The sequence below is a fragment of the Acinetobacter sp. YH12052 genome (assembly GCF_013419835.1).
GTDB classification, from domain to species: Bacteria; Pseudomonadota; Gammaproteobacteria; order Pseudomonadales; family Moraxellaceae; genus Acinetobacter; species Acinetobacter amyesii.
The window spans coordinates 88,675-109,374 of sequence record NZ_VOZI01000008.1; the positions used below are offsets into that span (position 1 = coordinate 88,675).

The following is a 20,700-nucleotide window of genomic DNA, read 5'->3' on the forward strand; positions in this document are numbered from 1 at the left end:
TCCCAAATGGAGAGGAAGCACGACAACTGCATATTAAATTGAATGAAGTTGTCGTGGTTTAGTATGAGGCTGATTAAATCACCGCAGCCAAATCTGCACCTTGACGAATGGCACGTTTAGCATCTAACTCACCTGCTTCTTTCGCACCACCAATCAAATGCACATTTTTCCCATCTGCTTCTAGCTGTTCATACATCGCGGTATAGGATTCCTGACCTGCACAAATCACCACATGATCAACATCTAAAATACGTGATTGACCATCAACGGTAATATGCAAACCTTGATCATCAATTTTGTCGTAGCTTGCACCCGCAATCATTTTCACATCGCGGTGTTTCAAACCTGTACGGTGAATCCAACCCGTGGTTTTACCTAAGCCAGCACCAACCGATTTAGCCTTACGTTGCAATAAATACACTTCACGCGGCGATTCTTCGACGTCTGGATGTTTCAAGCCACCGACTTGCGCATAAGTGGTATCAATACCCCATTCATCATAAAATTTCTCAGGATTGAGGCTACCGCTTTCACCTTCATGCGTTAAATATTCAGCCGTATCGAAACCAATACCGCCTGCACCAATGATTGCTACACGTTTGCCAACAGGTTGACGTTCACGTAATACCTGTAAATAGCTCAATACTTTTGGATGATCAATACCATCTATATCTAACTGACGCGGTGTTACACCCGTCGCCACCACGATGTCATCAAAATCAGACTGAGCTAATTCTTCATAGGTTGCTGTATGGTTCAATACCAATTTAATCTGAGGCAATAGTTCTATTTTACGTTTGAAATAACGCAGCGTTTCATAAAACTCTTCTTTACCAGGAATCGTTTTCGCAATATTAAACTGCCCACCAATTTGGCTCGATGCTTCAAAAATAGTTATGTTATGACCACGCTCTGCAGCATAAGTTGCAAAGCTTAAACCTGCAGGTCCCGCACCAATCACAGCAATATTTTTCACCTGTGCAGATTCTTTAAAAATCAGTTCAGTTTCATAGCAAGCTTGAGGGTTAACCAAACATGTTGCAATTTTCATTGAGAAAATATGATCTAGACAGGCTTGGTTACAACCAATACAGGTATTAATTTCATCACTACGACCTTGTTCTGCTTTTTCTACAAAACGTGGGTCAGCCAGCATTGGACGTGCCATGGACACCATATCTGCATCACCCGAAGCAAGTACGTGCTCAGCCATTTCAGGAGTGTTAATACGGTTTGAGGTGATTAAAGGAACATTCACAAGACCTTTTAATTTCTTGGTCACCCATGTAAATGCAGCACGTGGCACTTTGGTTGCAATGGTCGGAATACGCGCTTCATGCCAACCAATACCGGTATTGATAATAGTTGCACCGGCTTTTTCAATAGCTTTTGCAAGTTGCACAACTTCTTCGAAAGTCGAACCACCTTCAACCAGATCCAGCATAGAAAGTCGGTAAATAATAATAAAATTTTCACCGACTAATTCACGCGTACGACGCACGATCTCAATTGGAAAACGAATCCGGTTTTCATAACTGCCACCCCATTCATCATCACGGTGGTTGGTACGTGCAGCAATAAACTCATTAATTAAATAACCTTCTGACCCCATGACTTCTACACCGTCATAACCCGCTGTCTGTGCTAACTGAGCACATTTGGCAAAATCATTGATCGTGCGTTCGACGTCTGCTGTGCTTAAAGCTTGCGGTTTTACTGGGTTAATTGGTGCTTGAATAGATGAAGGTGCAACATTATTGGCTTGATACGAGTAGCGACCTGTATGCAAAATCTGCATCGCAATTTTACCGCCAGCATCATGTACCGCCTGCGTAATCACTTTATGTTTTTCTGCTTCTTCTAAAGAGTCTAATTTTGAACCACCAGCAAATGTCACACCATCATCATTGGGAGAAATACCACCGGTTACAATCAGACCTACACCACCTTTCGCACGTTCTGCATAAAAAGCAGCCATGCGTTCATAGCCACCCGGTGCTTCTTCAAGGCCGATATGCATAGAACCCATCAATACACGGTTCTTTAGCGTTGTAAAACCTAAATCTAGTGGTGCCAATAAATTTGGATAATTTGACATTTTTTCTCCTTAGCGTGCTGAAAAGCTGGCTATTTTTATCTTCGCTTGTATACGAGCTTTCTATTTCCATCTACGCATACAAGATTTTTGCAACTTGTTGCACTAATTTATATGCGAGATTTGATTTTTATGCAACATGTTGCATAATAAAAAGTACAAAACTATTTTGACTGAGCCATATATGTCTTTAGCCCATGTTTTACTCACGAGCTTACTTGAAAAACCGAGTACAGGAATTGACCTTGCACGCCGTTTTGACCGCTCTATGGGCTTTTTTTGGAATGCGACACATCAGCAAATCTACCGTGAACTCAGTGGTATGCAGCAAAAAGGCTGGATCAGCACCATTGAAGATGACCACAGTACAACCCGTAAAAAAACCTACCAAGTTGAACAGCTTGGACGTGTTGAATTAGCCAATTGGATGGTTGAGCAAAGCCCTCCGGCTCAGTTACGTGAAGAGTTAATGGTTCGTTTACGTGCTGAAGCTCAACTGGGCACAAACGGCGTATTACCCGAATTAGAACGTCACCTAGAAATTCACAAAGAAAAACTAAAAGTGTACCAGTCTATTTTTGCAAAAGACTTTGCACATGCGCATGATGAAGACCGTACTTTGTACATTCATAAAATGATTTTACAGCTTGGGATTGATTTGGAAATCGGTTGGATCAAATGGCTTGAAACCATCATTCCACAGTTGCATAAATTTAATCGCTAAAACAAAAAATAAATAGGAAGCCGCATGCCACACTATACAATGCCAGATCAACAACAACTGTATGTTCGTGAATATGGTCAAGGAGAACCCATCCTGGTTTTATCTGGACTGGGCATGCAAAGTTGGCAATGGCACCCTTTTCTATATCAACACCGAAAGCATTTTAAATTTATCATTCCAGACTGGCGTGGATTTGGCGGCTCTAAACATTGTCAAATTCCAAATACGGACACCATTTCAAGCCATTGGCGAGATATTGACAGCTTAGTTTCCCAGCTTGGTTACGATAAAATCACGGTGATTGCCTACTCCATGGGGGCAACGACCACCATGCACGGTTTAAAATACGGTCAGTTTGCTGAAAAAATTAAACGCTATTTACACATCGATCAAACCCCTAAAATACGAGTAGATGCAGATTGGCAATATGGTTTATATGGCAAACGCCACAATGAGTTTTTAAGTATTTTAGAAGACATCTCGAAGGTACTTGCAACCAACCTCTCCGTGCCATTTGCACAGCAGATGAATAAACATGACCGTCAAGGTCTGGTCGACGCTTGGTTAAGATTCATAGACTTACAAAATAGCAATCCATATGCATTATCCGCTTTCCGTTTTGCATACCAACAACCAACTTTACAGAAGCTGATGTTACCCTCACAAAGTGTGGCGTATTTATATTGGTATATTCAAAATTATTTAAACCATACTGAAGATTATCGTGAAGCCATTGCAGCACTCACCGCGCCAACAACTTTTTTCACAGGGGCAAAATCGATCCTCTATCCTGCTCAAGGTCAAAAAATTATTGCTGACAGCCTAGCCAATGCAGAGCAGATTATTTTTAAAAAATCGGGACACACGCCATTGCTCAGTGAACCGGTCAAATTCAGCCGTGAAATCACCAAGTTCTTAAAACAAGCGCTCTAATAAGACTGAATAAAAAAATAGGCTCAATACTTTCAAGAATGAGCCTATGTTTTATGCAGAAAGGTGTTACTTAAACGTTTGCTTCAAAATTGAATTTCAAATTTAACGTTATTATTACTTTTTAAAATAAGCACTAGAAAACCCGACGATCGTATTCAATTGCTTCCAAATCATATACTTGGTAAACGCAGTCAAATAAAGGACGCGCCAACTCCCCTTCATCATCATTCCGCACGATCAAGTAAATTTGGCTAATGGCCGCACTATCCGATAATTTCACATAATTCACATGCCTAAACTGCATAATTTGTACAGATTCAGGAACAATACAAATACCTTCGCCTGCTGCAACCATGCCTAGTGATTGCTGCAAATCTGCTTGGGTGTTAAAGCGTTTCGGCTCCATACCGTATTCTAAAAACAACGACTTGATCAGCGTTGCATAACTTTGACCATCCGTTGCTGGATAGATAAAAATCTGCTCATCTTTGAGATTATTTAATGCAATCTGCTGCTGTGAAGATAAAGGATGGCTCGAATGCACCGCAACAATTAGCGGCTCTTCACGCAATAGCACACGTTTAACCGCCTGATCCGACACACGAACTCGGCTAAAACATGCATCAACCCGACCTTCTTTTAATGCCTGAATCTGATCAACTGCACTCAGTTCGATTAAATTTACATTTAAGTGTGGGTATTGCTGGCGGAACAAATAAACAATTCGAGGTAATAAACCACAGAGTAACGAACCGCCATAGCCAATATTAATAGTACGTTCAGTGGCACTGGCCCGCTGCGTAATGAGCTTAATCTCTTCTGCATTGGAGAGTAATTTCACGGCTTGCTGATAAAAGAAACGGCCGATGGTGGTGGTTCTTAAAGGACGGCTGCCACGCTCAAAAAGCTGTGCACCCAACTCTTCTTCTAAATTTTGAATTTGACGACTTAAAGGAGGTTGAGCAATAAATAGCTTTTCAGCAGCCTTCGTAAAACTCTGTTCTTCTACAACGGCGACAAAGTAACGTAAATGTCTTAATTCCATGACATTGTCCTTTAATGTCGAATTTCTTTCATAATGGTCTTGTATTTGAATATATCAGGACGACACTCAAATCACATCCTTCAAATTCGGTTATTTAAAAGATATATACACCACATTTATTGTTTGGTCATGCTAATGTGAAACGATTACAAGGTTAACCCGACTTTAGTCTTGGCAATTTTGCTCAACTTTCTCACATGAAAAACTACAAAACGTGATTGACTTCATGAAACAATTCAAGTTAATTAGCAAAATCGTTGCAAATATGGAATAAGAACAGTGCTGAGTGATCTAGATGATTTTTATTGTTTTGCCCAAGTGGTCGAACATGGTGGTTTTAGTGCAGCCGAACGTGCAACAGATATTCCAAAATCAAAACTGAGTCGTCGAGTCTATAACTTAGAAGAACGTTTAGGTGTCCGCCTGATTCAACGTAGCTCACGACATTTTGCTGTTACAGATATTGGTATGAATATCTATCGCCATGCACAAGTCATGATGAATGCCGCTCAAGCCGCACACGATTTGGTTGATCATCTCAGCACACAGCCGCGCGGCTTAATTAAAGTCAGCTTGCCTGTTTCCATCGCGCAAAATGAAATGACCAAAATTTTGCCTGAATTTTTAAAGCAATATCCAGAAATTAAAGTGCAAATGATGGTGACCAATCGCCGCGTAGATATCATTAATGAAGGCTTCGATCTTGCTCTACGTGTCCGTTCAAATTTAGACGATGACCCGAATTTAGTCATTCGTAAATTTGAAACAATTGAGCAGCACTTATTTGCCAGTCAGGCCTATCTAAATAAATTTGGTGAACTCAAACAGCCCGAAGATTTATCACAGCATCAAATATTAAGTATGGCGGATGAGCATCTCGATCAACATATTATTGTGACCGATGCACAGCATCATCAGAAAAAAATCAAAGTTAACCCAACCGTGATGGGCTCTGACCTGTCTATGTTAGCTGCACTGGCCTGCCAAGATTGTGGCGTGGCGTTATTACCCGACAGTATTGTGTCCGATCACGTGAAATCAGGTGCTTTGGTTCGTGTACTACCTGAATGGAAAGCTGCACATGGTATTTTCCATGCAGTTTATCCATCTCGTCGTGGCTTACTACCTGCTGTACGTGTATTCATTGATTACTTAGTTGAAAAACTCAGCCAACATGAACACGCTAAATTTTAAGCAAAAAAAAAGCTTACCCATGTGATGGGTAAGCGAAAACTTAAAAACTAAGTAAAATCAGAAACTACAGCAGAATCTGTAATCATATTATATAAATAAAATACATCTTTATTAAATCGTTAATAGCTCTAACTGATTTTCAGAGTTATAAGCAAAACCTTATAAATTAAGCTATAGAGAAAACCTCTTAGTCTTAAAACCTATAACGCTCATACACACTACAACTTATTAGACTAAAGTCAAAAAATATACAACTGTATAATTTTATTTAACTTCAATCATTTGAACACAGCAGATAGATATGGCATTAACAACACTACAGAGCTTAGATCGCGGGATATTCGCCTGTACCCTCTGGCCATGGAGATAACAACTCAAAACCAGTATCGGTTACAACAACCATATGTTCCCACTGTGCCGATAAAGAACGGTCTGTGGTAATTACTGTCCAACCGTCTTTTAACTCTTTAGTACGCGCTTTACCGCTGTTGATCATCGGTTCAATGGTAAAGACCATGCCTTTTTTCAGAATGACACCTTGACCCGGTTGACCATAGTGTAAAACGCTTGGTTGCTCATGATAAACTTTACCAATCCCGTGACCACAGTATTCACGTACAATGCTGTAGCCTTCACGATGAGCAACTTGTTGAATGGCATAGCCTACATCCCCCAAAGTTGCTCCCGGTTTAACTGCATGAATCCCAGCAACCATGGCCTCGTAGGTAGTTTCGACTAACTTTTTAGCCGCAGGTGAAACTTCACCCACATAGTACATACGACTGGTATCACCAAAATAACCATCTTTAATGATGGCGACATCAATATTGATAATGTCGCCATCTTTCAATACGGTTTCTTTCGAAGGAATACCATGACAAACCACTTCATTCGGTGAAATACAGGTGGTTTTGGTATAGCCATAGTAGCCAACATTGGCAGGAATCACTTTAAGTGTGTTGATGATAAAATCATTACAGATATCGTCCAAATATTCAGTCGTCACGCCCGGCTTGACATACTCCCCGATCATCTCTAAAACCTGAGCAGCTAAACGACCTGAAATGCGTAATTTTTCAATATCTTGCTCGGTTTTAATCGTGATTTTGGAAGCTTTCATCTGAATATCCTCAAATTTGAATACACCGAATTATAGACCTTTTAGATTTTTTTTGTTTTATTCAGCCAATATTTCTGCATTTATTCGGCTTATAGCATCCTATTTAGTGCTGAAAATTAGAACAATTGATTTATATCTGATAAATCTTAATAGCTAAACTTATTCCTATAAAAATTTTATATACAATAAATTTCTTTTATTTATCATAAATATAAATAAAACATTATTTTATCTGTCAATATATTCATGATTCGTATTATAAAAACTATCTATACGATTTATAAATTTTGCTCCAAAAACGAGCTTAATTGCACTAAAATTGCCTTTTTTCACAGTTCATCTCCCCTTTATGACAAGTCTTCGTACACGGGATATTGTTGCCTTAGGTTTTATGACCTTTGCACTGTTTATTGGTGCAGGTAACATTATTTTCCCACCAATTGTCGCACAGCAAGCGGGTGAACATGTTTGGTTAGCTGCATTTGGTTTCTTAATCACCGCAGTTGGTCTACCTGTCATCACGATTATTGCTTTGTCGCGTGTTGAGGGTTCTATTCAAGTTTTAAGTTCACCTTTGGGTAAAGCAGCCAGCATTATCCTTACTGTCGCGTGTTACTTAGCTGTTGGACCTTTATTTGCAACACCTCGTACAGCTACCGTTTCATATGAAATTGGTTTCTCTTCTTATTTTGGTAACGGCGCAAACAGTCTGCTAATTTATAGCGTGATTTATTTTGCATTAGTGACCATTGTTTCACTTTATCCAAACAAAATTTTGGATACTGTGGGTTATTTCCTTTCACCGCTCAAGATCTTAGGTCTCATTGTACTGGGTATCTCTGCGTTCTTTATCCCTGCTGGTGTAATTCCGCCTGCAATTGGTAACTACGTGGCTGCACCAGTTTCTGAAGGTGTGGTCAATGGTTATTTAACCATGGATACTTTAGGTGCTTTAGTTTTTGGTATCGTGATCGTAAAAGCCATTACTTCACGTGGTGTAACGGATAGTAAGCTCGTCACCAAGTATGCTGTCATTGCCAGTATTATTTCAGGTATTGGACTTACACTGGTTTATATCAGCTTGTTCAAACTCGGTATGGGCAGCCATGATATTGCTCCAAATGCAACAAATGGTGCAGTGATCCTGCATGCATATGTACAACATGCATTTGGTGATATGGGCGCTTATTTCCTATCTGCAATGATCTTTGTTGCATGTATGGTTACCGCGATTGGCTTGACCTGCGCATGTGCTGAATATTTCTCAGAATTGACTAAAATTCCATACAAAGTTTTTGTGTTCATTTTAGTTGGTTTCTCACTGCTGATTTCAAACTTAGGTTTAACCAAACTCATTGCAGTTTCAGTGCCTGTTTTAAGTGCAATTTATCCACCTGCGATTGCAGTTATCCTACTTAGCTTCTGCTCTAAATGGTTTATTTCACCATCACGAGTTATTGCTCCTGTTACCGCTTGTGCGTTTATTTTCGGTATTTTTGATGGTTTAAAAGTAGCTGGTTTCGAAGATGCGCTTCCAAGCTTTATTGCCAATCTACCGCTTGCTCAACAAAATTTAGCATGGCTGATCCCTTCTGTGATTGTGCTGATTATTGCTGCTGTAATTGACAAAGTTAAAAAATAACCTTTTTTGACCTGTCTAAAATCGGAGTTTTACCCGAATGACGATTTTACCTGTGACCAATAATTGTCGAGTTTTACCCAAACTGACTTTTATTTGTCCTACTACAGCGCAAAAATCCTAAGTCATTGAACTTTTTTAATAAAGTTTTATTTTCATGATGAGAAAAAAATCCAGCCCTTTGGCTACAAAATATAATAATAGTTAAAATACAACTACTTTCTGCAAAATACACCGTACACAAACTCCATGATTAAGCCCGATTCAGACTGTAAGCTAGGCGGTTTCGTGTCATAAAGCCGATATACCCGTGTTGGTATATATATTGCTTATTCATACATAGATATTATGCATCGACCATTTTACTCACCAGTCAACACCTTTAGATTCATAATATTTAGTATATGAATAAAATGATTATTCTTATACGATGATCTAACATAGTTTTATGACAAAATAATGACATTTGCTATTGAAATACTTCTAGTTTCGAAGTACAACAGTAGTTCAAACCTGACCAAAATCATGGGTTTTGGCTAAACAACAACAAGGAGGGGTGGAGATGTTATCAGTACATTTCAAAAAGCAATTCTTCATTAACGCTCTGAAGGCAAATAAGAACATGGTGACCTATACAAGCACCACTATTGCTCTCATGCTGACACTACTTATTCAAGGCTTAATACAAGGAAATTTAAGACCTGAATATTTTGCTTATGCGCTTATTGTCTCTGTAGCCTTTTATTTATGGGCAGTCATTGACCACAAATATCGAAAGCAAAAATCAACAGAATTTTAAGTTAGAAGATGGATGAGGCATCATCCATCTTGAAAAAAGAAAGATGCCACCCCCACCTTCTCGATCATTTAATCCTTTTTAAATAACAATACAAATAATCCCTAAAATAACCAGAAAATCATCAGCCTTTTCTCATAAATTTTCAATTCTGCAGAACTTAAAATTTTGTTTATATAAATTCTTCGACCTAACAATCGTCTGCACTTTAAAAGCTTTTATCTCCTGATTAGCCTCCAATCTAATTGATACGATTTTTATTTGATACTACTTTGCTTAAAACCAAAATTTAACGATGACTCCGAAGAGCAATCCGAGTGTTGCAATTAACTCGCCAATCACCAATCCAAGCATTGCCATACTCATCATCCATTTAGGTAAATGCCATTTGCCTAAGACGTGCGGTACTTTAAATTGATTGGTGGTATCAGCTAAAAAGCCATGCAGCACATAGCTTAAAATCGAAAAGCTAAAAAAGAACAAATTGATGATTACAAAGAGTAAATTGAGTGTATGTGGAAGTGCTGAAAAATAGGCCAATACCGCTAAAATAAGCGTCGCTGGGGCGTATAACAAACTGCTCCGATGTGCGATATCTACATAATAATGCGCACGTGCCAGTTCAGACTGCCTTATTTGTGCATATTTCCACACACCTGTGAGCATACCTACCCATAAATAAATCCCACTAAAAACTATCGCAATTTTTACTGCACTCGAAAGTTGAAGCATGTCCATTTTAATTTACATCCATTGTTCAATTATACGCATTATTTTTATCTGTATTTCTTCTGCAATAGTACTTGCTTCAAACCTGTTATGACATGACTTTAGAGTCATACTCTTTTCAGGTTTCTTTTTGGAACTTGTGTAAATTAGTGACATCGGAACACACCCATGAAGTTTGAATCATGTCATCATCTGAAAAACTCACGATTCATTGCCAAGACGGCTATTCACTGAGTGCGCGCTTTTATCCGCACCAGACAGAGCTCAAACAGGCTTTACCTGTGTTGATTTGTCCAGCCACAGGCATTACCAAGCAATTTTATAATAGCTATGCAACATGGTTGAGCCAACAAGGCTATGACGTTTTAGTTTTCGATTTTCGTGGTATTGGTGAGTCGCTACACAGCCCTTTAAAACAATCGACAGCAAGTATTGTGCAATGGGGGCAGCTAGATATCCCTGCGGCAATCGACGCTTTGATCAGTAAAACGCAGGCACCTAAAGTCATATTACTCGGTCATAGCGCAGGCGGACAATTATTAGGTATCGTGCCAAATTATGACAAAGTTGCCAAAGTGGTTGCTGTTTCTGGCTCTACAGGTCATGTCAAAGATCTTAAAGGTCGCACCAAGCTTTTAGCTCCAGTGATGTTTAATGTGATCTTCCCGATTGCACGCTATACCATTGGCTATGGCCCGACTAATGCGATTGGCATGGGTGAAAATTTGCCAAAAGATGTTGCTCGTGAATGGGCTGAATTTTGTAGCAAACCCGGTTATGTCATCAACGCCTTAGGCAAAACTGTTCAGCATGATTTTCATCAACAGGTGAGCTGTCCGATCACTGCCGTATGGAGCTCTGATGACGAAATCGCCACGGAAGCCAATGTCAAAGACTTGCTGCGCTTATACCCGAATGCTTCGACTCAAATGATTGAGTTAAAACCGAAAGAAACAGGTCATAAAGCCATCGGACATATGTTGATGTTTAAATCGTCACATCAAAACCTATGGCCGATCATTGAACAACAGTTACACGCTTAAGTTTTTGCCACTCAGTCAGTAATCCGGCTGAGTGGTCTTTTTATAATCTGCACAAGATTTTCTATTTTTAGCTTCAATCACCCTGCCTAACACCTTACATAATTTATTTTTCTATCTTTAAAATCTGCATTGCAAGTCCGAGTGTGCTAATTTTCTTCAGCCGACCATTGCAAAAAATGATATAACTATTTTTTCTCAATTATATTCTATTTTGGCATGAGTGAAGCACGACACAACCTCGACAGAATTGATCGTTTAATATTATCCGCATTAAGAGAAGATGGACGACTCACCATAGCCCAGCTTTCTGAACGTGTTGGTCTCTCCTCTTCGCCATGTTGGACACGCTTAAAACGTCTAGAAAATTTAAAAATTATCGATGGTTATACAGCCAACATCAATCCAAAATCGATTGGGATCAATGAATTATTCTTTATTGAAATCACATTAGAACGTCACGATGATGAAATTTTAGATCAATTTAGTGAAACTTTAGCCAATATGCCAGAAGTGGTAGAGGCACATTTAGTCACTGGCGATTACGATTATTTAGTGAAAGTTGCGGTTAAAAATGCTGAACACTATGAGCGTTTTTTGCGTAAAAACTTATATTCTATGAAAGGTATACGCCATACACGCTCTATTTTTGCGCTACGACAATTAAAATCTGCCAGCAGTGCTGACCTTATGATGATTGAGTAATGAGCCAATATAGATTTAATCTATAAGATGACTTTAAAATTTAAGGGCAATTGAGTTCAGCACTCAATCGCCCTATTTATGCGGTCTAATCTATAAAGCCATCTTTTTTCAATTTTTTATCTGTCAAATACTCACGTATGACCAATGTTGCGATAATAATGATGGCTTCTAGAATCGCCACAGTGACGGTTATTTTGGTAAATACTTCGACACTGAGCAACTCAAACCACAACTGAGCGATGGCTAATAACCCCCATAAAACTGAAATAATAAGTGCGCTAAAGACACCATATTTCATATTTCTCTATCCAAAACAACTACATAAGCTTCACGCTTCCAAAAAAGTAGCATACGGCGGATATCTTTTTCCATCGTAATCACCGCCCAACCTTGCTGCGCATTTTGATTTAAAAAATTGGTGAATTTAACAGGATCAACTTTTGAAGAGCCAAGCAGTAAAGATCCCAGCATGCCTTCTTGATAGATAACAACTTTATATTCTTTCATCAATATAGTTCTTTATGGTTATAGTGAAATGAACAAATGTTCAGGGCAAAGTATAGCGATCGCTTTTTTCTAAAATAACCTAGTTTTACCCGCCTAATTTGCTCAGCAATTTTTTCGATTTTATGTTTTAATACATGCAGTATGAGATGAGCCTTATATGAGTATCACGCGAGTGATACGACTAGCCCCTAACCATGGGGCTTTTTAATGTCCGCATTTATGATTTTCAAGTTTTAGCATCTTTGAGAGACTCTTTCGCTAATAGTTTGCTGTGTCTTTCGACATGCTGCCAGCATAGCCCTATACTCGTAAAGCTAAGAAAGTATTCAAAGCAACGATATACTTACTTAAATCTATCACCGATCAGTTAAAAATAATCACTGCAGTCTCTTCTGCCTGCAAATATCTAGGTGTCAGCACTTCACGCTTCTATGCATGAAAAATGTTAGATTTATTTATGTATGATGATTTGAAAGCTATTCATTGGCAGCATCATACTCATTTAGGCGCACAATCATGTCCATGACATACATGATCTTGATTATCGTATGAATGAATGTTCTGTCTGTAGAATCTAAGAATATTTAAAAAGCTAAGTTTACTGAATAAAGTTGCACGCAAATATAAGCATACAACGGATATTACTTATATCAGTACCAAGCAAGATGGGTTGTATTTATGTGGATGCTAAGTTTATTTAGTCGTTGTACTGTCTGTTGGCAAACTAGCCATTGTAATGGTCAAGTAAAATCAGACCATCAATTGATATGCGTGTAATGCATTTAATTAAGCAGTAGCTCATCAAGGTTATCCAAACAGGTGCATGGTACATTTCCTTGCAAAGCAATACTTCACAGACTCGAAGTACTGTAATCATGATTGTAGGGGCTATTTATTGATGAATAACGGTATTCTAGTATACAACCGTCGCGACCTTACACAGTATGCTGCTCATGGGATAATGCAGTAAGCGAAGCTTGTCTCCCACATTAAAAGACCATGTGATTCACGGTAGTGTTTACTACTAGAAAAGAAACCGATGCTGTATTATTCTCAAAGTTTACTACCATCGAATTAGACGACCTTCTACAAATGACTGGTTAAGTCTAAAAGCCTTTAAGCAGAAATATTTTAAGTATTTAGAAGGGATGACCGTTCACGATATTATTTAGGATCAATGCTTCAGTTACTTGATGGGTCACTATGAAACAGTCACTTGTCGAAGTAAATCTGAAGTTCTGCTGTACATATAAAAAATCCTCCTAAGCGGAGGATTTTTCGACTAACTTTTTGACGTTTAGAATTTTGCTTCTAGTACATTCGCTGACACTTGGTTTTTCCAAAGCTCACGTAACGTCGGTAGATAGAATTTTTCACCTAACTCAACCAACTCTGCATCAATCAAACCATGAACTTCGTGCATGAATAGATAATCCAGTTCAACAGTTTGTAATTTTGACTGTGCTTTTTTATATTCTTTACGCTTTTGCTGTGCTTTTTTTACCAAGTTATCTGCATAAGCACGGTCTTTATATTGGGCAATAGCATTCAAACGTAGTTCGATTACGCCCCAACCACTGAGTAGCAATTTAAATTTTTCAAAATCTGTCGTTGTCGATTCCCAGCTCATTTCTTCTAGATTTTCATTTTCAGGCAAAACGGGTAGCAAAAGCTCCATAACACTTGGGAAAATCTTTTTAAAATTCAATACAAATTTAACAGGATGCTCGCCCGGATAGTCTTTAAATTGAACGTTCTTTTGGACATCTGTCAAATAGATGGTGAGCATTGGGGGAAATCCTTAAATAAAACACTGTCTTGCAAATATTTATTCAAACAAATGTCAAATAGCAACGAAAACAGAAAAAGAAAGGCATTTTAACAAGTGTGCCAATGAATTCAAAGCCCAATCCAATGAATTACTCGCTTCATCATCAGGCCTTTCTTCATTTTTTTCGTTCCCCTATTTTTAATAAATCGTCTAGTTTCTATACATACATTTCAAGATGAATATGAATCCAAAGAATCTGTGTTAGGCAATAACTAGTTGAAAAATAATTCAATCATATATCCAATAAAAAGAGAGGCTAAATATGAATCAGCCTCTCTAATTATTTTCCAACACTCTAGATGAATGATCTCAAAACAATTTATTTGGTATTTGGTGAAACCATTTGCTCAGGACGAACCACTTCATCAAATTGCTCTGCAGTGACTAAACCGAGTTCTACCGCAACTTGTTTTAGAGTTTTACCTTCTTTATATGCAGTTTTAGCAACTTTCGCAGCATTTTCATAACCAATCACAGGGTTGAGTGCCGTAACTAACATTAATGAATCATGTAAGAAATGATCGATTTTTTCACGGTTTGGCTCAATGCCTACTGCACAGTGGTCATTGAAGCTATTACATGCATCACCGAGGAGTTGAATAGATTGCAATAAGTTAAAGGCAATAACCGGCATAAACACGTTTAATTCAAAGTTACCCGATGCCCCCGCAACATTAATGGTTGTGTCATTCCCAAGTACTTGAGCAACCACCATTGTCATGGCTTCACTTTGAGTTGGATTGACCTTACCTGGCATGATGCTTGAGCCTGGCTCATTTTCTGGAATGCGTAGCTCACCAAAACCACAGCGTGGACCACTGGCTAACCAGCGCACGTCATTGGCGATTTTATTTAAACTTGCAGCAAGTGTTTTTAATGCACCCGAAGCAAATACAGCAGCATCACGTCCTGCAAGTGCTTCAAATTTATTGGGCGCAGTGACAAATGGCAGACCCGTTTGCTTCGCAAGTTCTGCTGCTGCTTTTACAGCATATTCAGGATGTGCATTTAGACCTGTACCTACAGCCGTACCACCAAGTGGTAATTCATACAGTCCTTCTAAAGCTTGATTTAAACGCTTCAAACCATGATCGAGCTGTGAAACATAGCCGCTAAACTCTTGGCCTAATGTTAAAGGCGTTGCATCCTGTAAATGTGTACGGCCAATTTTAACAATATCTTTAAAATCGTTAGATTTAGCTTCTAAGGTATTACGCAGTTTTGTTACTGCTGGAATTAAAAGCTCATTGATTTGTAGACTTGCAGCCACATGAATTGCGGTTGGGAACGAATCATTGGTCGATTGAGCACGATTGACATGATCATTGGGATGCACAGGTTTTTGTGAACCCAATGGGTTGCCTAGTTTTTGATTGGCAATATTGGCAATTACCTCATTACAGTTCATGTTACTTTGCGTACCAGAACCCGTTTGCCAAACTACCAATGGAAATTGTGCATCCCATTGACCTGAGATCACTTCTTCGGCTGCATTGACAATATAACCAGATAGTTCCTGAGGGATTTGACCCAATGCTGCGTTAGTAATCGCTGCTGATTTTTTCACGAGACCCATTGCACGAATCATTGGACGTGGTAAACGTTCACCACCAATTTTAAAGTTTTGCAAACTACGCTGTGTTTGTGCACCCCACATCGCATCGCTAGGTACTTCAACATCGCCCATTGTGTCATGTTCAATACGTGTTTGCATAAATGACCTCATATCCTTATCTATAAACTTGAACGTCTGTGCAGAATCAAATTCTGCTGATAAATACAGTTTAGGTAACTTGCTTAGATTTGTAAATAATAACCATTATCAATTATAAGTGGTTTATTTGATAATCTTTATCGTGATTTTATAAAGATTATCATGCACAATGATTAAATTTATCCAATACAAGACGAGCTAATTCCCTCTTAATGTTTGTTGATAGAAACGCCATTCATCTTCTAGCATTTTCTTTAAATCTTGTTCAGGCTGCCAATCAAAAGTACTTTTCGCTTTCTGTGTACTTGCCCCAAGCTGGTCATATTCATGGCTTGGGTAAAAACTAGATTCGACCGTCTTAATCTCCGCCTGTGTCACTTCTGAAAGCGTATCTAATAGTTGCTGTATCGAAACCAACTCACCTGAAATATTAAAAGCCTCACAGGCGAATTGCTGCTGCGACAACCATTGCAAACATTGCCACACCGCCTTACAACAGTCGAGTACATGCAAGAAACTCCGTTCCACAGTACCATCTCCAGTTTTAGCTTGTTTGCGAAGTTCGATAAAATCTCGTTGTAAAGCCCCAACTTGCATCGCTAGTGGCACGATATTTTTTGGCAATGGCGCTACAAACTCACCTAAAACTGCATGCTCGAAAGCACCTGCGACGTTTCCTAAACGCAAAATCGCAATTTTCCACTCATTATCCGTACGTGCAGTATCCCGTATAATTTCTTCCACCATTTGTTGAGATTTCACATAGGGATTTGGATAGGTAAAATTGATTTCTGTGTCTTCTGTTAATTCTGCCGACGACTGACCATATACCGCTAAACTTGATAAATGGATCAGTGTTCGTACACCTGTTCGCTGCATGGCACGCAGCAAACTCATGATACAACTGACATTATCATTATAATATTCAAGTGGTTTAAGGACGGATTCTTCCAATGACTTAAAGCCTGCCGTATGAATGACAGCATCGACGGTATATTGTTCAAATACTTTATTGAGTGCGGGAGTATTGCGAATATCGAGTTTGACAAAAGGCACATACATGCCTGAAATAAATTCAAGTCGTTCAAGTGTTTGTAAATTTGCATTGGATAAATTATCCACAATAATGACTTCTTGACCTTGAGCCATTAAACTCAAGGCTATATGTGAGCCTATAAAGCCTAAACCACCAGTCACTAAAATCATTGTTAGATACTCCTTATAGTTATCAAGCTTTTACAAATCTTTGGCATCATCTTGGTGTCGTCACCAACTTATCTACAGATCTAAATTTTGAAACTTCGCCTCAGCATTTTTCATGAGCCGAATAATCTGCAAGAGCATTCTAGTTTTATCTTACTGCTTTAGAATTTTGACTGTGTTGCAGTTATGGATATTAACTGTATTTGATTTACGACAAATGACCTCGCTAGCGATCAATTTTGAAGACATCACAAGTTTTCGTGGCATTTGAGTTGAAGGGTTTTTGAAGAAGATATTTAATAATAGTTACATTGCGAAGCATGTTAGACAGCAACAAAATATTAGAAATGATCTTGATCGAATGAGCAAATTGAATTGAGCAGTCTGACTATTTTTGAGGTATAGGATCTGGATGTGAACGCCAGATGAATCATCAGAAATATTCATCTGGCAAGATGTTGCCAATGTAACTATAGCAGCAGCAAAAGTTTGAAATCGCAAATATCTAGCAAACTTAATTTAGCGGATATAGCCTTTTTTAATCATGGCTGAGAATAGGAACTCGTAAACTTTTAAGATCATGTTCACCAAATAAGACCCATATTTTCGCCATAAAGACAGTCCAACAAAATTCAGCAAAACCGCAATGATCAACGCGCCTGCCATATCCATTGGATAATGCACACCCAAATAGACTCTCGACCACGCCACAAGAAAAGCGAAAGCTAGAAATACATAGCCGACAGCTTTTTGCTTTGAAAAAATATAAGAAAATGCAATCGTGCTAAAAAACAGCATATGATCACTCGGGAATGATCCATTCGGTGAATGTTCTATAATTGTACGTCCAACGTCCAAAACAAAGGGTCTAGGATAGTAAAAGAAACTTGAAATCACTTGGCTGATAAGAAAAGCGACGATAGTAAACACAGTGGCTTTAACGATTTGTTTTTTGATATCAAAATTGCCTTTAAACCAAGCCAAAAACATCAAAAGAATCACGATATAAAATAGATCATTGGCTATAAATATGGCGAAAGAAATGGTGAAATCTAAAGCATTGTCCGAAGCATTGATTGAATTAAATAAACTTAAGTTAAATTTCTCTATATTCATGAGATGGTTTAAAAAATGAAAAGATCATAGCACTCTGCAAAATCAAAAATTGCGTTTTATTCATATAAAGATTTTTCAGTATGTAACCGCACAGTTTATTTATGAAAAGTGTTAGCTTGAGGCTGAATCCAAAATAAACCAAAAGTTATATTTGAAGAAAAATTGGCAATGACTTCGCTGCCTAAATAAGCAAAACTTTGCAAATATTCAGATCATTGAGTAAATCATTGTATACTAGCTTTTTCTTCTGAACTCAGAACAAACTGTCGATCTAGACCGTTTATTCATTTAGTGAATTTCGATGAGTACTCTATTACTAATTACCTCCTCACCCACTTCGATATTGGCTTGGCATGCTTTGGGTCTTGCCCAAGCGCTGAAGCAGAAAGGCGAAAACTTTCGGGTTTTTTTCTATCAAGATGCTGTAAATGTCGCAAATGCCCTGCAATGGGTGCCAGATGATCAACGCAAACTCAGTAGTGAATGGCAAAAACTCGGCATTCGTTTACCTGTTTGCGTAAGTGCAGCTCTCGCACGTGGGATCACAGATCAGGAAAATGCACAGCGTCACAATATTCAGCAACATAATCTAGCTGAGCAATTTGAACTTGTGGGCCTAGGCGAACTTGCCGATGCCGTACAAACTGCAGACCGTTTATTGCAATTCTAAGTATTTTTATTGCCGCGCATTTGTAGCATTGAAAAGGAAAATTACGTGAAATCTGTACTGGTTGTTTTAACCCATGCAAATCTTGCAAGCTTACAAGTACATGAAAGTCTTTCTGCGACCATGGTGCTTGCAACCTTCGGTTGTGACGTAAAAGTGTTGCTCAAAGATGCTGCGCTGAGCTTACTTCAAGCCGAACAAGAGTTTAGTCAGCTCAAGCATGCGTTTAAACTCGCTTCCAACATGGTTGATAGCTTTGAGTTTTATGATCTCACCCCGATTTATATTGAACAAAAAAATTCACAGCATCCATTTGTGATCAATAGTGAACAAGAACTTGAGTTTGTTCACTTCAATACTGAATTGATTCAACAATTTGATCATGTGTTGTATTGGTAAAAGAGGAATGATGATGTCAAATTCTACGCTGTATTTAGTCCAAGCCAGCTATGCCAATACCCTACAGCACATCCAGCAGTTAGCCAGTTTAATCAATCCTGAAGATGCAATCATCCTGATGGGTGAAGCAGTCTTACATATTGCAGATGAACAAATTCAGCAATTTGGCACATGTTATGTACTTGAAAATGATGCTGAAATTTTAGATAAAACTATGAATTATAGTCATATGAAAGTAATCGACTATGCCGCTTTTGCTGATCTATGCCTTGGATTTAAAAGATGTATTTCACTCAAATAAATTGAGTAAAAGCGATCCATTTCTACAATCTTCTCTTTTGGAATGAATATGAATCTTGAATTAGACCAAGATGGCCATTTGGTGGATTACACTATTTGGAATGAAACTGTTGCCCAAGAACTGGCTAAAAGTTTAGAACTTGAGTTAAGCCCTTGGCATTTTGAAGTTTTAAAAGCTGTGCGACAGTTTTATCAACAGTTTGGTCACTCACCGGCAACTCGCCCACTCATTAAATTTTTAATGAAAACGGTGAGCGCTGATATTAATAATGCGGTGTTACAAGACAAATTTAACACGGGTTTGGTCGCTCGGCATTTAAGTCGTTTAGCGGGAATCCCTAAGCCTGCAAATTGTTTGTAATTTTAAAGCAATCTAAATGCCGCTTAGGCTATTTTGGCTAAATAGATGCAAATCAGCATCTTGAAGAAAGCCATAAAACAGCTTAGGCAGGTTTTAATTGGTTGAGAGCGATGTAATAGGCTTGGGTAAATATCGGTTTGACCTGTTTGGCTTGGATCGGTTCAGCACAACATGAGCACACCAAAACCGGTTTAAATTTTTGCCCACATGCCTGATGCACATATTCAACAGGTGATCCTAAGCCCTGATCCATATATTGATCGGCCCAATGTGTCATAGCTAAAAGGATTGGATACAAGTCTAAGCCTTTTTGCGTCAGTCGATATTCAAAACGTTCCTGACGCTCGACATAAGCAACTTTGGTTAAAATACCCTCTTCAACCAAACGCTTTAATCGGTCGGATAACACATGACGCGTCACACCGAGATTTTGTTGAAAGTCATCAAAACGTCGAATGCCCATAAATGCATTACGGATAATCAACATGGTCCAACGATCCCCTAGCACTGAAAGCGCACGAGCGATTGAACACGGTTGTTGACCAATATCATCCCATTTCATTTTATGAACCATCAAAAATA

General features: G+C 38.6%; 22 protein-coding genes and 1 pseudogene. 12 read left to right on the forward strand and 11 right to left on the reverse strand.

Translation table 11 applies throughout. The features are described from left to right. Positions 1 to 73: 73 nt before the first annotated feature. On the reverse strand, positions 74 to 2,098 hold the full coding sequence (locus tag FTU06_RS07700; RefSeq protein WP_180145883.1) for an NADPH-dependent 2,4-dienoyl-CoA reductase: 2,025 nt from the start codon (positions 2,096 to 2,098) through the stop codon (positions 74 to 76). A gap of 181 nt (positions 2,099 to 2,279) precedes the next feature. Between FTU06_RS07700 and FTU06_RS07705 the strand changes: the two genes are divergently transcribed. Both FTU06_RS07705 and FTU06_RS07710 read left to right on the forward strand, forming a co-directional pair. Further along, positions 2,280 to 2,819, forward strand: a complete 540-nt coding sequence (locus FTU06_RS07705) for a PadR family transcriptional regulator (protein ID WP_180005106.1) — start codon at positions 2,280 to 2,282, stop codon at positions 2,817 to 2,819. Between the two features lie 24 nt (positions 2,820 to 2,843). Continuing rightward, the gene (locus tag FTU06_RS07710; protein ID WP_180145884.1) at positions 2,844 to 3,752 is read left to right on the forward strand and encodes an alpha/beta fold hydrolase; all 909 of its coding nucleotides are present in this window, start codon (positions 2,844 to 2,846) and stop codon (positions 3,750 to 3,752) included. Positions 3,753 to 3,885: 133 nt separating this feature from the next. Here the strand turns inward: FTU06_RS07710 and FTU06_RS07715 are convergent, their stop codons facing one another. Next, on the reverse strand, positions 3,886 to 4,797 hold the full coding sequence (locus FTU06_RS07715; protein ID WP_078188530.1) for a LysR family transcriptional regulator: 912 nt from the start codon (positions 4,795 to 4,797) through the stop codon (positions 3,886 to 3,888). Positions 4,798 to 5,076: 279 nt separating this feature from the next. On the opposite strand from FTU06_RS07715, the gene FTU06_RS07720 reads away from it, so the two are divergent. Beyond that, positions 5,077 to 5,991, forward strand: a complete 915-nt coding sequence (locus FTU06_RS07720) for a LysR substrate-binding domain-containing protein (protein WP_180084912.1) — start codon at positions 5,077 to 5,079, stop codon at positions 5,989 to 5,991. 325 nt (positions 5,992 to 6,316) lie between these two features. Here FTU06_RS07720 and map read toward each other — a convergent pair whose 3' ends face one another. Next, on the reverse strand, positions 6,317 to 7,111 hold the full coding sequence (map, locus tag FTU06_RS07725; protein WP_180145887.1) for a type I methionyl aminopeptidase: 795 nt from the start codon (positions 7,109 to 7,111) through the stop codon (positions 6,317 to 6,319). 349 nt (positions 7,112 to 7,460) lie between these two features. On the opposite strand from map, the gene brnQ reads away from it, so the two are divergent. Continuing rightward, complete coding sequence (brnQ, locus tag FTU06_RS07730; RefSeq protein WP_180007846.1) at positions 7,461 to 8,753, forward strand: branched-chain amino acid transport system II carrier protein; 1,293 nt, start codon at positions 7,461 to 7,463, stop codon at positions 8,751 to 8,753. Positions 8,754 to 9,312: 559 nt separating this feature from the next. After that, positions 9,313 to 9,549, forward strand: a complete 237-nt coding sequence (locus FTU06_RS07735) for a hypothetical protein (RefSeq protein WP_078188534.1) — start codon at positions 9,313 to 9,315, stop codon at positions 9,547 to 9,549. A gap of 273 nt (positions 9,550 to 9,822) precedes the next feature. On the opposite strand, the gene FTU06_RS07740 is transcribed toward FTU06_RS07735, so the two are convergent. Then, positions 9,823 to 10,284, reverse strand: coding sequence for a hypothetical protein (locus tag FTU06_RS07740; RefSeq protein WP_180007847.1), 462 nt, complete (start codon positions 10,282 to 10,284; stop codon positions 9,823 to 9,825). A gap of 173 nt (positions 10,285 to 10,457) precedes the next feature. Between FTU06_RS07740 and FTU06_RS07745 the strand changes: the two genes are divergently transcribed. Together FTU06_RS07745 and FTU06_RS07750 are read left to right on the forward strand one after the other, a co-directional pair. Next, positions 10,458 to 11,318 (forward strand): alpha/beta fold hydrolase, encoded by an 861-nt coding sequence (locus tag FTU06_RS07745; protein ID WP_180007848.1) that lies wholly within the window; start codon positions 10,458 to 10,460, stop codon positions 11,316 to 11,318. A gap of 216 nt (positions 11,319 to 11,534) precedes the next feature. Next, positions 11,535 to 12,020 carry an Lrp/AsnC family transcriptional regulator gene (locus FTU06_RS07750; protein ID WP_078188537.1) on the forward strand — a complete coding sequence of 162 codons (486 nt, stop codon included), beginning with the start codon at positions 11,535 to 11,537 and terminating at the stop codon, positions 12,018 to 12,020. An 85-nt stretch (positions 12,021 to 12,105) separates the two neighbouring features. On the opposite strand, the gene FTU06_RS07755 is transcribed toward FTU06_RS07750, so the two are convergent. Both FTU06_RS07755 and FTU06_RS07760 read right to left on the reverse strand, forming a co-directional pair. Continuing rightward, entirely contained in the window at positions 12,106 to 12,318 is a 213-nt protein-coding gene (locus FTU06_RS07755) for a hypothetical protein (RefSeq protein WP_168378640.1), read from the reverse strand. Beyond that, a complete protein-coding gene (locus FTU06_RS07760; protein ID WP_180124021.1) occupies positions 12,315 to 12,527 on the reverse strand; it encodes a DUF4177 domain-containing protein in 213 nt (70 codons plus the stop codon). The genes FTU06_RS07755 and FTU06_RS07760 overlap by 4 nt, the downstream gene beginning before the upstream one ends. Before the next feature lie 385 nt (positions 12,528 to 12,912). Here FTU06_RS07760 and FTU06_RS17090 point away from each other — a divergent pair. Continuing rightward, a pseudogene (locus FTU06_RS17090) lies at positions 12,913 to 13,699 on the forward strand (IS3 family transposase); the annotation flags it as partial. A 125-nt stretch (positions 13,700 to 13,824) separates the two neighbouring features. Here the strand turns inward: FTU06_RS17090 and FTU06_RS07765 are convergent. From FTU06_RS07765 to FTU06_RS07780, 4 genes are all read right to left on the reverse strand, one after another. Then, entirely contained in the window at positions 13,825 to 14,316 is a 492-nt protein-coding gene (locus FTU06_RS07765) for a hypothetical protein (RefSeq protein ID WP_078193829.1), read from the reverse strand. Positions 14,317 to 14,677: 361 nt separating this feature from the next. Continuing rightward, positions 14,678 to 16,072, reverse strand: a complete 1,395-nt coding sequence (gene fumC, locus FTU06_RS07770) for a class II fumarate hydratase (protein WP_111884341.1) — start codon at positions 16,070 to 16,072, stop codon at positions 14,678 to 14,680. A gap of 198 nt (positions 16,073 to 16,270) precedes the next feature. Further along, a complete protein-coding gene (locus tag FTU06_RS07775; RefSeq protein WP_180145891.1) occupies positions 16,271 to 17,278 on the reverse strand; it encodes an SDR family NAD(P)-dependent oxidoreductase in 1,008 nt (335 codons plus the stop codon). 516 nt (positions 17,279 to 17,794) lie between these two features. Next, a complete protein-coding gene (locus FTU06_RS07780; RefSeq protein WP_180145894.1) occupies positions 17,795 to 18,391 on the reverse strand; it encodes a phosphatase PAP2 family protein in 597 nt (198 codons plus the stop codon). A gap of 301 nt (positions 18,392 to 18,692) precedes the next feature. On the opposite strand from FTU06_RS07780, the gene tusD reads away from it, so the two are divergent. Genes tusD through FTU06_RS07800 form a run of 4 tightly spaced genes read left to right on the forward strand, consistent with a single transcriptional unit; the run spans position 18,693 to position 20,118 of the window. After that, positions 18,693 to 19,061, forward strand: coding sequence for a sulfurtransferase complex subunit TusD (gene tusD / locus FTU06_RS07785; protein WP_180078898.1), 369 nt, complete (start codon positions 18,693 to 18,695; stop codon positions 19,059 to 19,061). A 45-nt stretch (positions 19,062 to 19,106) separates the two neighbouring features. After that, positions 19,107 to 19,457 carry a hypothetical protein gene (locus FTU06_RS07790; protein ID WP_180145897.1) on the forward strand — a complete coding sequence of 117 codons (351 nt, stop codon included), beginning with the start codon at positions 19,107 to 19,109 and terminating at the stop codon, positions 19,455 to 19,457. Positions 19,458 to 19,470: 13 nt separating this feature from the next. Continuing rightward, positions 19,471 to 19,758 (forward strand): DsrH/TusB family sulfur metabolism protein, encoded by a 288-nt coding sequence (locus FTU06_RS07795; protein ID WP_180054851.1) that lies wholly within the window; start codon positions 19,471 to 19,473, stop codon positions 19,756 to 19,758. Between the two features lie 48 nt (positions 19,759 to 19,806). Beyond that, positions 19,807 to 20,118: a TusE/DsrC/DsvC family sulfur relay protein gene (locus FTU06_RS07800; RefSeq protein ID WP_180026275.1), complete on the forward strand. Its 312-nt coding sequence runs from the start codon at positions 19,807 to 19,809 to the stop codon at positions 20,116 to 20,118. A gap of 82 nt (positions 20,119 to 20,200) precedes the next feature. On the opposite strand, the gene FTU06_RS07805 is transcribed toward FTU06_RS07800, so the two are convergent. Next, complete coding sequence (locus tag FTU06_RS07805; protein ID WP_078191046.1) at positions 20,201 to 20,680, reverse strand: helix-turn-helix domain-containing protein; 480 nt, start codon at positions 20,678 to 20,680, stop codon at positions 20,201 to 20,203. Positions 20,681 to 20,700 lie beyond the last annotated feature (20 nt).

Coding starts and splice junctions, on each gene's coding strand:
- FTU06_RS07715 (WP_078188530.1), bottom strand. CDS start 4,797: ATGGAATTAAGACATTTACGTTACTTTGTCGCCGTTGTAGAAGAACAG.
- map (WP_180145887.1), bottom strand. CDS start 7,111: ATGAAAGCTTCCAAAATCACGATTAAAACCGAGCAAGATATTGAAAAA.
- FTU06_RS07705 (WP_180005106.1), top strand. CDS start 2,280: ATGTCTTTAGCCCATGTTTTACTCACGAGCTTACTTGAAAAACCGAGT.
- FTU06_RS07795 (WP_180054851.1), top strand. CDS start 19,471: ATGTCAAATTCTACGCTGTATTTAGTCCAAGCCAGCTATGCCAATACC.
- FTU06_RS07755 (WP_168378640.1), bottom strand. CDS start 12,318: ATGAAATATGGTGTCTTTAGCGCACTTATTATTTCAGTTTTATGGGGG.
- fumC (WP_111884341.1), bottom strand. CDS start 16,072: ATGCAAACACGTATTGAACATGACACAATGGGCGATGTTGAAGTACCT.
- FTU06_RS07805 (WP_078191046.1), bottom strand. CDS start 20,680: ATGAAATGGGATGATATTGGTCAACAACCGTGTTCAATCGCTCGTGCG.
- FTU06_RS07765 (WP_078193829.1), bottom strand. CDS start 14,316: ATGCTCACCATCTATTTGACAGATGTCCAAAAGAACGTTCAATTTAAA.
- FTU06_RS07700 (WP_180145883.1), bottom strand. CDS start 2,098: ATGTCAAATTATCCAAATTTATTGGCACCACTAGATTTAGGTTTTACA.
- FTU06_RS07800 (WP_180026275.1), top strand. CDS start 19,807: ATGAATCTTGAATTAGACCAAGATGGCCATTTGGTGGATTACACTATT.
- FTU06_RS07740 (WP_180007847.1), bottom strand. CDS start 10,284: ATGGACATGCTTCAACTTTCGAGTGCAGTAAAAATTGCGATAGTTTTT.
- brnQ (WP_180007846.1), top strand. CDS start 7,461: ATGACAAGTCTTCGTACACGGGATATTGTTGCCTTAGGTTTTATGACC.
- FTU06_RS07760 (WP_180124021.1), bottom strand. CDS start 12,527: ATGAAAGAATATAAAGTTGTTATCTATCAAGAAGGCATGCTGGGATCT.
- FTU06_RS07745 (WP_180007848.1), top strand. CDS start 10,458: ATGTCATCATCTGAAAAACTCACGATTCATTGCCAAGACGGCTATTCA.
- FTU06_RS07775 (WP_180145891.1), bottom strand. CDS start 17,278: ATGATTTTAGTGACTGGTGGTTTAGGCTTTATAGGCTCACATATAGCC.
- FTU06_RS07710 (WP_180145884.1), top strand. CDS start 2,844: ATGCCACACTATACAATGCCAGATCAACAACAACTGTATGTTCGTGAA.
- FTU06_RS07780 (WP_180145894.1), bottom strand. CDS start 18,391: ATGAATATAGAGAAATTTAACTTAAGTTTATTTAATTCAATCAATGCT.
- tusD (WP_180078898.1), top strand. CDS start 18,693: ATGAGTACTCTATTACTAATTACCTCCTCACCCACTTCGATATTGGCT.
- FTU06_RS07735 (WP_078188534.1), top strand. CDS start 9,313: ATGTTATCAGTACATTTCAAAAAGCAATTCTTCATTAACGCTCTGAAG.
- FTU06_RS07750 (WP_078188537.1), top strand. CDS start 11,535: ATGAGTGAAGCACGACACAACCTCGACAGAATTGATCGTTTAATATTA.